The 13,084-nt window shown below is 72.0% G+C and carries 12 protein-coding genes and 1 pseudogene; 4 read left to right on the top strand and 9 right to left on the bottom strand.

The genetic code is table 11. From position 1 onward, the window contains the following. Positions 1-22: 22 nt before the first annotated feature. A complete protein-coding gene (locus FB384_RS25610) occupies positions 23-1,450 on the bottom strand; it encodes an ATP-binding protein (protein WP_183787421.1) in 1,428 nt (475 codons plus the stop codon). A 70-nt stretch (positions 1,451-1,520) separates the two neighbouring features. On the opposite strand from FB384_RS25610, the gene FB384_RS25605 reads away from it, so the two are divergent. Next, positions 1,521-2,336, top strand: coding sequence for a hypothetical protein (locus FB384_RS25605; RefSeq protein WP_183787420.1), 816 nt, complete (start codon positions 1,521-1,523; stop codon positions 2,334-2,336). 105 nt (positions 2,337-2,441) lie between these two features. Here FB384_RS25605 and FB384_RS25600 read toward each other — a convergent pair whose 3' ends face one another. The 3 genes from FB384_RS25600 to FB384_RS25590 form a co-directional block, all read right to left on the bottom strand. Next, positions 2,442-3,488, bottom strand: coding sequence for a ferrochelatase (locus FB384_RS25600; RefSeq protein ID WP_183787447.1), 1,047 nt, complete (start codon positions 3,486-3,488; stop codon positions 2,442-2,444). Between the two features lie 145 nt (positions 3,489-3,633). Further along, the gene (gene fabI, locus FB384_RS25595; RefSeq protein ID WP_183787419.1) at positions 3,634-4,401 is read right to left on the bottom strand and encodes an enoyl-ACP reductase FabI; all 768 of its coding nucleotides are present in this window, start codon (positions 4,399-4,401) and stop codon (positions 3,634-3,636) included. A 161-nt stretch (positions 4,402-4,562) separates the two neighbouring features. After that, positions 4,563-5,267 carry a beta-ketoacyl-ACP reductase gene (locus FB384_RS25590; protein ID WP_323985436.1) on the bottom strand — a complete coding sequence of 235 codons (705 nt, stop codon included), beginning with the start codon at positions 5,265-5,267 and terminating at the stop codon, positions 4,563-4,565. A gap of 340 nt (positions 5,268-5,607) precedes the next feature. Here FB384_RS25590 and FB384_RS27005 point away from each other — a divergent pair, with 340 nt between their 5' ends. Next, the gene (locus FB384_RS27005) at positions 5,608-6,084 is read left to right on the top strand and encodes a tRNA (cytidine(34)-2'-O)-methyltransferase (protein ID WP_183787417.1); all 477 of its coding nucleotides are present in this window, start codon (positions 5,608-5,610) and stop codon (positions 6,082-6,084) included. 57 nt (positions 6,085-6,141) lie between these two features. Here the strand turns inward: FB384_RS27005 and FB384_RS25580 are convergent, their stop codons facing one another. From FB384_RS25580 to FB384_RS25560, 5 genes are all read right to left on the bottom strand, one after another. Beyond that, complete coding sequence (locus FB384_RS25580) at positions 6,142-7,125, bottom strand: VWA domain-containing protein (RefSeq protein ID WP_183787416.1); 984 nt, start codon at positions 7,123-7,125, stop codon at positions 6,142-6,144. Beyond that, the gene (locus FB384_RS25575) at positions 7,122-8,111 is read right to left on the bottom strand and encodes a DUF58 domain-containing protein (protein ID WP_183787415.1); all 990 of its coding nucleotides are present in this window, start codon (positions 8,109-8,111) and stop codon (positions 7,122-7,124) included. Before FB384_RS25575 ends, FB384_RS25580 begins: the two co-directional genes overlap by 4 nt. 9 nt (positions 8,112-8,120) lie before the next feature. Further along, positions 8,121-9,194 carry an AAA family ATPase gene (locus FB384_RS25570; RefSeq protein ID WP_183787414.1) on the bottom strand — a complete coding sequence of 358 codons (1,074 nt, stop codon included), beginning with the start codon at positions 9,192-9,194 and terminating at the stop codon, positions 8,121-8,123. Positions 9,195-9,324: 130 nt separating this feature from the next. Further along, positions 9,325-9,861, bottom strand: coding sequence for a molybdenum cofactor guanylyltransferase (mobA, locus tag FB384_RS25565; protein WP_228726699.1), 537 nt, complete (start codon positions 9,859-9,861; stop codon positions 9,325-9,327). Positions 9,862-9,971: 110 nt separating this feature from the next. Continuing rightward, positions 9,972-11,357 (bottom strand): NlpC/P60 family protein, encoded by a 1,386-nt coding sequence (locus FB384_RS25560; protein ID WP_183787412.1) that lies wholly within the window; start codon positions 11,355-11,357, stop codon positions 9,972-9,974. 155 nt (positions 11,358-11,512) lie between these two features. Here FB384_RS25560 and FB384_RS25555 point away from each other — a divergent pair, with 155 nt between their 5' ends. Both FB384_RS25555 and FB384_RS25550 read left to right on the top strand, forming a co-directional pair. After that, the gene (locus FB384_RS25555; RefSeq protein ID WP_183787411.1) at positions 11,513-12,022 is read left to right on the top strand and encodes a hypothetical protein; all 510 of its coding nucleotides are present in this window, start codon (positions 11,513-11,515) and stop codon (positions 12,020-12,022) included. Between the two features lie 161 nt (positions 12,023-12,183). Further along, positions 12,184-13,084: pseudogene (locus FB384_RS25550) on the top strand (hypothetical protein); the annotation flags it as partial.

Raw genomic sequence — 13,084 nt, 5'->3', positions numbered from 1 at the left:
CCGGGTGTCGGCGGATCCGTGCTCACGGCCCGTAGACCGTCGCCGGGCCACCGTCGTCGCCCGGCTCGCGGACGTCCTTGGCGACCTTCCTGCCGAGATAGAGTGATTCGAGCGCGAGCTCGACCGCCGCGGCGATCCGTGCCGGCGCATCGCCCGGACCCGCGCCGCACCGCTCCGCCACGTCGTGCAACACCGGCAGCTCCGGCAACGCGGCGAGCAGTTCCCGGCCGCGGACCCGCTCGCCCGTCTCGACCGGATGCCCCTCGGTGACGGCCTCCGCCAGCGGCGTGAGATCCAGCCCCGCGAAGCGGGCGCGTGCCGTCTCGGCCACGGCCACCCGCAGCAGGTGCACCAGTTGTTCGAGCTCGCGGCCCTCTTCACCGGGTTCGAATTCAAGCTTGCCGCGCAGCACCTCGGGGACCGACTCGAGGTCCACCGGGCGCGCCACCGCGGGCTCCTCGCCCGTCAGGGCACCGCGCCGCAACGCCGCCGCGGCCACCGTCTCGGCGGCCGCCACGGCGAATCGCGCCGACACGCCGGACCGCTGGTCGATCACCGTCGACTCGCGCAGTCGGCGCACGAACCGTGCCAGCACCTCCACCAGCGGATCGCCGACCTCCGCAGCCAGCTCCGCCTCCTGCCGCACGAGGTCGATCTCGGCGTCGAGCACGCGTGGGTAGTGCGTGCGGATCTCCGCCCCGAACCGGTCCTTGAGCGGGGTGATGATCCGGCCGCGGTTCGTGTAGTCCTCGGGATTCGCCGTCGCGACGAGCAGCACGTCGAGCGGCAGGCGCAGCGTGTAGCCGCGAACCTGGATGTCGCGCTCCTCCATCACGTTCAGCAGCGCCACCTGGATGCGCTCGGCCAGATCCGGCAGCTCGTTGACCGCCACGATCCCCCGGTGCGCCCGCGGCACCAGTCCGAAGTGGATGGTCTCCGGGTCGCCGAGCGTCCTGCCTTCGGCGACCTTCACCGGGTCGACGTCGCCGATGAGGTCTCCCACCGAGGTGTCGGGAGTGGCGAGCTTCTCCGTGTACCGCTCGCTGCGGTGCAGCCAACGGACCGGCAGTGCGTCGCCGAGTTCGGCCGCCCGACGGCGCGACGCGGGTGTGATCGGTTCCAGCGGGTGTTCGGCCAGCTCGGAGCCCTCGATGGCGGGAGTCCACTCGTCGAGCAGGCCGCCGAGCGTCCGCAGCAGCCGGGTCTTGCCTTGGCCTCGTTCACCGAGCAGTGCGACGTCGTGCCTCGCCAGCAGCGCTCGTTCCAGCTGCGGCACGACCGTGCCGCCGAACCCGACGATGCCCGGCCACGGGTCGCGGCCCTCGCGCAACGCCGCGAGCAGGTTGGCAGCGATCTCGTCCTTGACACCACGCGGTGGGTAACCGGCGGCGCGCAGCTCCCCGACCGTGCGTGGCAAGCCTGCGGGCGGGGTCTCCTCTGAGGCATTCACCTCGACCAGCCTATCCCCGCTGCGACAGTCGCGTCACGATCGGCGACCCCGGCCGGTATCCTCGGGCGCTGTGTGTTGTCCCAGTGCGACTCTGGCCGTGTGGTCCTCGGCGTGGCTCCACGGCGCGGCCGCGTCCGACAATGTGCTCGACGCCCTGCTGTCATGGGGCGAAGCGCACGAGGTGGTCTCGGCCGACGACGCCACCGGCGCCGCTCTCGACCTGCCCGTGACGGGCGGCTTCCCGGCCCAACCGGCCCATCTGCTCGGCACTCTCCGGAGGCTCGGCGTCACCGACGCCCGCCTCGTGCTGCCCGTGCCGGGCGACGTCCGCGGCCTCGGCGGCGGCGGGGAGCTGCCGAAGGCGGCACTGGCCGCGGGCGAGGCCGTCGTCCTGCCCGGGGCCGGCTACGGCATCGTGCCGCACCACATCGCGGAGGGGCTCGTCCGCTGGACCGTCCACCCGCTCGCCACCGCGGGCCCCGCCACGCCGCAGGACGTGGGACTGGACCACGTGAGCATCGCCGAGGCCGAGCACGGGCTGACCGACGCCATCCGGGACAGCGCGGGCGCTCTGCAGGCGCTCGACGTGGCCAGCGACCGGCCGAGCGTGCGCGCAGAGCTGTCCGCGCACCTACGCGCGCGACCTGCGCCCGACTGGCCCGACGGCACGCCTGCGCGGGCCCTGCGGGTGCTGCAGCGGGCCGAGGAGATCGGCGCGATTCTCGAGGTCGCCACGGCCGAGGAGCCGGGCGGCGCTCTGTCGGCATCGGCCGCGGAGCGCCGGGCGGACGCACTCCGCCCGCTCTCCGAGGCGGTGCGCACCGCCAGGTGCGCTGCGGTCAACGAAGCCGTGCGGGTGTTTGCCGATCAGGCGAACCGGCGGTGACACCGTCATGCCGCGCCGTATAGGTTGTTATACGCCATAAGTCGGCAGACAACAGGGTGCAGTTCCGCCTGCCGGTGTCACGAATTCGCCGGACGCGACGGACGGTCAGCTCGTCGCCGGCCGCCTCACCGGCGCGCAGCACCCCTCGGCGCACGGCGCGCCATTCAGGGTGCATCCGGCCACCGGGAAGGCCTCAGACAGCTTGCGCACTCCCCCGCCGGCGAGGTGCTCCTGTGCGAGCTCGACGACGAGTTCGGCGAAGCGCGGATCCCCGTTCGGCGTGGCCGCACGGGCGAAACCCATGCCGAGCTCTGCCGCCCGATCGGCCGCCTCGTTGTCGAGGTCCCACACGACCTCCAGGTGGTCCGACACGAAACCGATCGGGCTCACCACGACGTCCCGGACGCCCTGCTCGTGCAGCGCGTCGATGTGGTCGACGATGTCCGGCTCGAGCCACGGAATGTGCGGCGGCCCCGACCGTGACTGCCACACGACGTCGTACTCCTCGACACCCGACTGCGCCGCCACGAGCCGCGCCGCCTCGAAGACCTGCTTCGAGTACCACTCCCCGCCCGTCTCCGGCGGTCCTGCGGCGGCGTCCGCGGCCGTCGGGATGGAATGCGCGGTGAAGACCGTGCGGGCCGGCCGCCCGGCCAGCCGGGCGTGTGCGGCCCTGATGGCGTCGGCGTTCGCGGCCACGAACAGCGGGTGGTCGAAGAACTGGCGGAGCTTCAACAGTTCGGGCGCGCCCTCACCGACGGCGGCACGGGCCCGTTCGATGTCCTCGTCGTACTGGCGGCACGCCGAGTAGCCGCCGTAGGCGCTCGTCGGGAACACCAGCGCCCGCCGCACGCCGTCGGACCGCATGCGTTCGAGAGTGTCCTCAACCATCGGATGCCAGTTGCGGTTGCCGAAGTAGACGGGAAGGTCGATGCCGCGCGCGGCCAGTTCCTGCTGCACTGCCGCCATCGCCTCCCGGTTGAGGCGATTGATGGGCGAGACTCCCCCGAAATGCCGGTAGTGCTCGGCCACCTCCTCGAGCCGCTCCCGCGGCACCCCGCGGCCCCGCGTCACGTTCTCCAGGAACGGCATCACGTCGTCCGGGCCCTCCGGTCCGCCGAACGACAACCACAGCAGCGCGTCGTAACTCACGGTGCCCATCTTTCCGCTGTGGCCCACGGCACGCGGCACCGGGTCGGTCGTCGAGGGCGGACGGGAGTGTCGCCCGCGCCGGGCCGATGCGGGCGGACGGTCGTCCGCGAACCGCGCACCGGCCCGGCGCCGCGACATACCGGGACTACTGGCCGGTGGCGTGCACCCCACCGTCGACCATGATCATCGAACCCGTCGTGGCGGGCATCCAATCGGAGAGCGCGGCACAGATCGTCTTGGCCACCGGCGTCGGGTCGGTGGTGTCCCAGCCGAGCGGTGCGCGGTCACCCCAGCCGTCCTCGAGTTCCCCGAAGCCGGGAATCGACCTGGCCGCCATGGTCTTGACCGGTCCCGCCGACACGAGGTTGGACCGCACGCCGTGCGGTCCGAGGTCACGGGCGAGGTACCGGTTGACCGATTCCAGCGCCGCCTTCGCAACACCCATCCAGTTGTAGGCGGGCCAGGCGACGCGGGCGTCGAAGTCCATGCCCACCAGCGATGAACCGGGGCTCAGCAGCGGCAGCACCGCCTTCGCGACCGCCTTGTACGAGTAGGCGGACACCTCGACGGCTGTGCCGACGTCCTCCGACGGCGCGTCCAGGAACGGCGAACCCAAGCAGCTCTCGGGAGCGAACGCGATCGAGTGCAGCACACCGTCGAGCCCGTCGACGTGCTCGCGCACGCGGTCGGCGAGCGTGTCGAGATGCTCGGGATTCTGCACGTCCAGTTCGACCACGGGTGCCGGCTCGGGCAGTCGCTTGGCGATGCGCTCGATGAGCGACAGCCTGCCGAAGCCGGTCAGCACCACCTGCGCACCCTGTTCCTGCGCCGTCTTCGCGGCGTGGAACGCGATCGACGCGTCCGTGATGACGCCGGTGATCAACAGGCGCTTACCTTCGAGCAGTCCGGACACGGAATTCTTCCCTTCGCTGTGTGCCGATGGTGATGGCGGCGGTGATGCCGGTTGCAGGGCCGCGGCCCGATCCGCGCCGCGGCCCGACGGCCGATGCGGGCGGCCGGATGCCACTGCGAGCCACGGTGCCCGCGCGTGCGATCAGTGTCTCGCGCGGGGGTTCAGTGGCCCATACCGAGGCCACCGTCGACCGGCAGCACGGCGCCGTTGACGTACGCCGCGTCGTCCGAAGCCAGGAATCGCACCATATGGGCGATGTCCTCGGGCCTGCCGTACCGGCCGGCCGGAATCTGCGCCAGCGCCGATTCCCGCTGCTGCTCGGTCAGCTCACCGGTCATGTCGGTCTCGATGAAGCCGGGCGAGACGACGTTCGCCGTGATGTTCCGCGAACCGAGTTCGCGAGTGATGGAGCGGGCCACACCCACCAGGCCGGCCTTGCTCGCCGCGTAGTTCACCTGACCCGCACCGCCGGACAGGCCGACTACCGACGAGATGAACACCAACCGGCCCCACTTCGCTCGCAGCATGCCGCGGGTAGCCCGCTTGGCGACCCGGTAGGCGCCGGTGAGGTTGGCGTCGACGACGCGGGTGAACGAGTCCTCGTTCATCCGCATCAGCAGCGTGTCGTCGGTGATGCCGGCGTTGGAGACCAACACCTCCACGGGCCCCTGGTGCTCCTCGACCGCCGCGAACGCCGCATCGATCTGCTCACCGTCGGTGACGTCGGCCTGCACGCCGAACAGCCCCTCGGGGGCTCCGGATCCGCGGTGGGTCACCGCCACCTGATGTCCGGCATCCGCGAGACCGCGTGCGATCGCCAGTCCGATGCCGCGGTTGCCTCCGGTGACCAGAACCGACCGTCCCACGAGAAACCTCTCCTCACGCCGCATGGCAAATGTCCGCCGTGAGGCTATCCGGCACGGGCCTCGCCGGTTGCCGGTACCCACAGGTAACCCGGCCGCGCCGGTCATGGTCTTCACCACACGGGCCCGCCCGCCGACGGACCGGCCGGTTCGGCAGGAGCGTGCGAGACCTCCACCCGGCCGCCCGAGGCTCGTTCCGGCCGCGTGCCCACCGGGCAAACCCGCGCGCGATCGGCGGAACGCGGTCGGCAGAATCGGTGCGGGCCGCCGCACAGCGGGCTCGCACCGTGCGCACACCACACCGCGTACCCCCGCACCGTACGAACGAGGAGTAACCACCGACGTGTTCCGGGTCGTCTTCTACCACCCCGAGATCCCGCCCAACACGGGCAACGCGATCCGGCTGTCGGCCAACACCGGCTGCCAACTGCACCTGATCGAACCGCTCGGGTTCGGCTTCGAGGACAAGCAGCTGCGCCGCGCCGGGCTCGACTACCACGACCTGGCCGACGTCCACGTGCACCCGACCCTCGACGCGGCGTGGGAGGCCCTGCTGCCGGCCAACGTCTACGCGTTCACCGCGAAGGGCGACCGGCTCTACACCGACGTGTCCTACACCGACGGCGACGTGCTGCTGTTCGGCCCGGAATCGACCGGCCTGCCAGACGGGGTACTCGCCGACCCCGCGATCAGCGAGCGCGTGCACCTGCCGATGCTGCCGACGTCGCGATCGTTGAATCTGACCAACACCGCCTCGATCGCCGTCTACGAGGCCTGGCGCCAGCACGGCTTTCCCGGAGCCCGGCCCGCCGGGAGCTGACGGCCCTCGGCGAACGCAGCCAGTCGCGCGGGCCCGCGGCCAGTCGGGCAGGCACGGTCAGTCGGGCAGGCGCCTGCCGATCAACAGGGAGCTGGCCGCGGCGCCGAACAGCACGAGCGTGCCGAGTACCACCCAGGGTCTGCTGGCGTCGGTGTCCTTGGTCTCGTACCCGATCTGCTCACCGAGGCTCGCGTAGACCTCGTCGAGCTCCTCGGCCGTGGCGGCCTTGTAGAAGTCGCCGCCGGACAACCGCGCGATCTCCCGCATCGACGCGTCGTCGACCTGCACCGGCACGTCCTTGCCTTCGATCTCGACGCTGCCGTGCGACGTGCCGAAGGAGATCGTGCTGACCGGGATGTCCTTCTCCTTCGCCTTGGTCGCCGCGGTGAACGCCCCACGCGGGGCGTACTCGTCCTGCGGCACCGTTTGCTTGCCGTCGGTCATGAGCACGATCCGCGCCGGGGGCGGCCCCTGCGCGCCGCCCACCACCGCGGAGAAGCTCTCCACCGATTGCAGGGCGGCGAAGATGCCCTCGCCCGTCGCGGTGGACTGGGCCAGTTTGAGGTTCCGGATCGCGTGGGTCACCCCGTCCCGTTCCGTCGTGGGTGCCACCAGGACGGTCGCCGTGCCCGCGAACGAGATCAACCCCAGGTTCACGCCCGGAGTGAGCCCTTCGGCGAACTGCGACGCCGCGTCCTGCGCCGCCTTCAGCCGGGTGGGTTCGACGTCGGTCGCCTCCATCGACAGCGACACGTCCATCACGAGCATGACCGTCGCCCGGTTCCGCGGGACCTTCTGCTCCGCCGTCGGCCCGGCGAGGGCGAACGTCAGCAACAGCAGCGACACCACCAGCAGCGCCGACGGCACGTGCCGGGTCCACCGCCTGCCGCTGGGCGCGACCCGCTCGAGGAGCGCGAGGTTCGAGAACCGCATCGTCCGCTTGCGGCGCGAGCGGATCGCCACCACGTAGCCGACCACCACCGCCGCGACGACGAGCAGCAGCAGGAACCACCAGGGCGAGGAGAAGCCGGTCAGGTTCATGACGCCGCTCCCGACCAGCCGCGCTTGCGGGCGACGACGAACCGCACCGTGTCGGCGATCCAGTCGGAGTCGGTGCGCAGTACGAGATGCCCGGCCCCGGCTTGCCGCAGCGCCCGGGCCACGTCACTGCGGTGCCGCTGTGCTGCCGCGGCGAACTCCTTGCGCAGCTGCGCCGACGCGTGCACCTCACGCTGTCTGCCGGTCTCCGGGTCCGCCAGCACGATGTCACCGACCTCGGGCAGGTCGACGTCACGCGGGTCCAGCACCTCCACGCCGATCAGGTCGTGCCGCCCCGACAGTCCCCGCAGCGGCCGCTGCCATGCGGTGTCGCCCAGGAAGTCGGAGACGACCACGGCGAGCCCGCGCCGCCGGGGCGGCCTGCGGAGCTGGTCGACGAGCTGGGCCAGGTCGCCGCGTGTGCCCTCGGCGGCGCGGGGCATCTCGGCAATCTTGCGCACCAGATTGCGCGCGTGCGCCCGCCCGCCCCTGGCCGGCACCCGCACGGTCTCGGCGCCGTTCGATATCAGCGCGCCGACGCGGTTCCCGCCGCCGAGCGTGAGATGCGTGATCGCCGCGGCGGCGCACACCGCGAGGTCACGCTTCTCGCACACGGCCGTCCCGAAGTCGAGGCTCGCCGAGACGTCCGCGACGATCCACGTCTCCAGCTCACGGTCGGCGATCGACTCCCGGATGTGCGGCGTCGTGGTGCGGGCGGTCACGGCCCAGTCCATCCGCCGCACGTCGTCACCGGGTTGGTACGGGCGCGCCTCCCCCGGTTCCGATCCGGGCCCCGGCACCAGGCCGAGGTGGTTGCCCTGCAGCAGCCCGTCGAGCCGGCCGCGGATCTCGAGTTCGAGCGTCCGCAGGCCGGCCGCGAGCCGGTCGCCCCGCAGCACGGGCGGGGCCCACGAGGGCCGCCCTTCCCTGCTGTCGGCACCACTCACACCTGCACCGGACGGGTTTGCGGGATCGTTCGTGCGCGCCATGTCGAACGGTTACCTGCCCGGCGCGCCGGCCGCGACGGACTGCTGGCCGCCGTGCGGACCCTGCGGCCTCGCCGTGACCTGGGGCAACGGCACGGTCTGCAGGATGCGGCTCACGATGTGGTCGAGGGGGACGCCGTCGGCGAGCGCGTCGTAGGACAGCACCAGCCGGTGCCGCAGCACGTCCCCTGCGACGTCGACGATGTCCTGCGGCAGCACGTAGTCCCGGCCACGCACGAGTGCGAGCGCGCGCGCCGCGGCGATGATGCCCAGGCTGGCACGCGGCGAGGCGCCGTAGGACACCCAGCCCGCGACGTCGGACAGCCCGTGGTCGTTCGGGGTCCGGGTGGCGAGGACCAGGCGCACCACGTAATCGACGAGCGCGTGGTGGACGAACACCTGCGAGGCCACGCCCTGCAGCCGGACCAGTTCGTCCGGGGTGAGCACCGTCTGCGGCTCGGGGGCGGCCACGCCCATCCGGTAGACGATCTCGCGCTCCTCCTCGGCCGTCGGGTACTCGACGACGATCTTGAAGAGGAACCGGTCGCGCTGCGCCTCCGGGAGCGGGTAGACGCCTTCGTTCTCGATCGGGTTCTGCGTCGCGAGCACGAGGAACGGATCCGGCATCGGAAAGGTCTCGCCGCCGAGCGAGACGTGCCGTTCGGCCATCACCTCGAGCATTGCCGACTGCACCTTCGCCGGAGCGCGGTTGATCTCGTCGGCCAGGACGAAGTTGGCGACCACCGGCCCGAGTTCGACGTCGAACTTCTCGCTGCCCTGGCGGTAGATGCGGGTTCCGAGGATGTCGGCCGGCACGAGGTCGGGCGTGAACTGCACGCGTGAGAACGACCCGCCGACGACCTTCGCGAACGTCTCGACGGCCAGGGTCTTCGCGACGCCGGGCACGCCTTCCAGCAGGAGGTGACCTTTCGCGAGCAGCCCCACCAGCATCCGCTCGACCAACCGGTCCTGGCCGACGATGACGCGCTTGACCTCGAACACCGTTCGTTCGAGCAACTGGGCGTCGCGTGCCGGTGCGCCGGGTTCCGCCCCGTTCGCGTTGTCGGGGGTGCCGGGCTCGGTCACACCTAACCTCCTTGCCGGTGATCTTGCCTCTCGCCGGGACCGTACCGCTCGCAGGCGCGCGCCCGGTGGGTGAGGTGGAGGGTCTCATGGAACCCGACACGCGGTATGACGACTGTGAACCGCTCCGACCTCAGGGCAGGTCGTCGACCGTGTCGACGTCGGCCGACTCGTCACCGCGGGCGGGTACGTCGACGATCGTCAGGCCGCTGAGCACTCGGCGCAGCGCGAGCCCTTCCGGCCGGGTGGGCAGGGCCGCACGCAACGCCGCCGTCCGCCAGGCACCGACCAGCCACTGCCGGCGGCCGGCGGAGTCGACCAGCACGGCGCCGTCCACCGCATCAGCTGGAGGCCGATCCGCCGCACCGCGGACCGTGCCACCTTCGGGGCCCCCGGCGCCCGGGTCGCGGTCGAGCGCACCCAGCAGCCGGTCGACCACGGCGGCCGTGATGCCACGCAGATCGGCGGCCAACACCACCACGCGCGGCCGGTCGACGAGGGACAGGCCTGCAGCGACTGCCGCGACCGGCCCACCACCGGGCGGTTCCTCCCGTGTCCACCGCACCCCGCTCACGCCTTCCCGCCGCGGGCCGACGACCACGAGCGGGTCGGCACCGGCGAGCGCCTCGAGCGAGCGTGCGAGGAGGGTGCGCCCGTCGATCTCGAGCATCGGCTTGTCCACCCCGCCGAGCCGGCGCGCCTCGCCGCCCGCGACGACCACGCCTGCGTAAGGCTCCGCGCCTGCCGGGGAGCCCGGCGGCGGGGACGCTGCCGGTGTCCTCACCCGATGAGGCGCGTGGCGTACGGGAGGATGTCGCCGTAACGCACCGGAACCACGCGGACGTGACCACCGGAGTACGGCGCCTCGATCATCTGCCCGTTGCCCAGGTACATCGCGACGTGGTGGATGCCGCCGTTGCCCCAGAACAGCATGTCGCCGCGGCGCATCTGCGACAGCGGCACCTTGCGCCCCGCGTCGTACTGGTACCCGCTGTAGTGCGGCAGCGCCTGCACCCCGGCGAACGCATAGATCATCAGGCCCGAACAGTCGAAGCCGATCTTCGCGTAGTCGCCGTGGGCGTCGGCGACGCCGCCGTCACGGATGCCGTAGGTGGGGCCGTGCGCATTACCGCCGCCCCACGCGTACTGCACGCCGAGCTGCGACATCGCGCGCTGCACCGCGGCTTCGACACTCGCGCCCGCGGGTGCCGACGACGGGGCCTGCTGGGCCGGTGGGGCCGGAGCGGAACCGCCCCCACCGGACGCCGCGGCGGCCGCCTGCTGAGCCTGGGCCTCCTCCTCGGCCTCCTTCTCGGCGAGCCATTCCCGGTATTGCTCACGCTGGCCTTCGAGCCCGCCGACGTGGGCGCGTGCCTCGCGCAGCTGCTGTTCGACGGTGTTCTTCTCGGTCCGCAGCTCCTCCGCACGGGAGGCCTGCCTGCTGCGCGCGGCGACGGCCGCCTGCTGGGCTTGCTGCGCCGCGGTCTTCGCCTGGGCCGCCTCGGCTCGCTTCTCGCGCGCCTTCTCGAGCGCCTGCCTGGCCGCGGCCTCCTTGTTCGACTTGCGCACCTGCGCACGCTTCATACTGCCCAGCGCGTCGAGTTCGCTGTCGCCGACGGCGCCCAGCAGCTGCTCACGCGCGAGCAGGTCCTTCGGTGAATCGGCGCCCAGATAGGCGCTCAACGAGCCGATCGTGGTGCCCTGCCGGTGACTCGCCGCGACGAAGCGGTCCAGGACCTGCCGCGCGTTCCGGATCGCACCCGACGCGGTCCGGACCTCCGTGCGCGCCGATTCGGCGCGGGACTCCGCCGTGTCGGCCGCCGCACGTGCCCGCTGCAGATCCACCCTGGCCTTGTTGGCCTCTTCCAGCTTCCGTTCCACCCGGTTGCGCAGCGTGGTCAGCTTGGCATCGGCGTCGGCGAGCCGGCTGGTGAGCCGTCCGACCTCGCCCGCCTTCTCGGACGCCTCCGCGCGGCCGGATTCGAGCTCAGCGTCACTCGGATTGGGCGGTGGTGGTGGCACCGCGATGGCCGTGCCCGGAGCGCCCACCAGCACGGCGAGCGCGAACGCCCCGGCCGCCAGCCCGCGCCGGGACCGTTTCCCACCCGGCCGCGCCGTCGATTGCGACGCCGACGACTGCACCGTCCGGCCCACGCTCGTCCGCATCCGATCCCACCTCCTGCTACTCCGAGCAGAACTGTGCCATCACCATCACTGCATCACCATTCGCCACAGGCGAAACATCGGTCTCGCTCGTCACATTTCCCCGTAGTGGGGGACCCTCGCCCGGAATGTCCGGCAAACCCGGCAAGATGAGGGCCATGTCCGCCACCCGCCCGAACGCCGTCGTGGCCCGCATCACCGCCACCGCACTGACCGGCGTCGGCATCGCCCTCGCCGTCGTGGGCACGTTCCTGCCCTGGTTCCTGTCCGGCGATGTGGCACGCAGCAGCTACGAGGCGGCCGGCCTGATCGAGCACTTCCACCTGGCGGGCGGCGCCGAACAGGCACTCGCCGTGTGGGCGGGCGTCCCGCTGGCCGCGGCGGTGTGCGCCGCCGTACTCGTCACGCGGTTCGTCCGAACCGCCGCGGTGCTCTGTCTGATTCTGTCGGTCGCGGTGGGAACCGTCGCGGTACTCGTCGCCGTCCAAGCCGGCGAACGCGATCAGGGACTGATCGGGATCGCCCCGACCGGCCCCGTCGTCACCGCCGTCGGCGCGGGCCTGGCAGCCGTCGCCGCGCTCGGGACCGTGGCCGTCGCCGGACGGGCACGCCGGGCCGGCCGGATGCCGCGGACCGCTGTCGGCAGCACCGACGCACGACACGGCTGAAACACGGGCAGCACGACCGGCGACGACATGCAGAGGGGCGTCGTCGCCGTCACCGACCAACCGGGCTCCCGCCGCGGGAGTCCGGCAGGCACACACCCCGTGCACGCGTCGCGCGCAGGCAGCGACCACGCACAGGGATCGACACAGAGCAGGTGGGAATCGTGACCACTCCGCAAGGCCCCGGGGACCCGTGGGCGAACCAGCCCGGCGGCTATCCGGGCCAGCAGGGCCCGTACGGGCAGCAGGGCCCGCAGTACGGCCAGCCCCAGTACGGCCAGCAGCCCCCGTACGGCGGTCAGCCGCAGCAGGGTGGCTACCCGCAGGGCGGGCAGCCACCGTACGGGCACCCACAGCAGGCGTACGGCCAGCAGGGGTACGGCCAGCAGGGGTATCCGCAGCAGCCCTACGGCCAGCCCGGCCAGTACGCGGGAGACCAGCAGGGCGGCTTCGTTCCCACCCCACAGCCGCCGGGTAAGGGCCGCAAGCGCGGGCTGATCATCGGGCTCGTCGTCGCACTCGTCGTGGCCGCGGGCGCAGTCGGCAGCTATTTCGCGTTCTTCCAGCAGAGCTCCGTCGCCGCGGGCGCCTCCTCCCCGACCGACGCGGTCCGCAAGCTCGCGACGTCGTTCGAGGGCGGTGACCTCGCGGGGACCCTGACGACCTTCGCCCCGTCGGAGTCGCGACTGCTGACCGACTCGCTCGACGAAGCGGTCGCCGAGTACAAGCGCCTCGGCGTGCTCACCGAGGAGGCCGACCCCGAACAGCTCAGCGGCCTCAGCATCACCACCGAGAACCTGCGCTTCGACGAGCAGGCCGAGGAACGGGTCAACGACCGCGTCACGATCACCAAGCTCACGGGCGGAACGATCACGATCAAGGGCAACGCGGCCGAGCTGCCGCTGACGCCCGAGATCAAGCAGCAGATGCTCGACGACGCACCCTCCGGCGAGCAGACCACGACCATCGACATCGCCGAGGACGTCGACGGGCCTCTCCGGATCGCGGCCGTCCAGGAGGACGGCGAGTGGTATCCGAGCCTCTTCTACACGATCGCCGACAACA

It is taken from the genome of Prauserella sediminis, assembly GCF_014195435.1.
Taxonomy (GTDB): Bacteria; Actinomycetota; Actinomycetes; order Mycobacteriales; family Pseudonocardiaceae; genus Prauserella; species Prauserella salsuginis.
The sequence above is the reverse complement of the archived record's forward strand: the minus strand, read 5'-3'. Positions and strand labels throughout refer to the sequence as shown.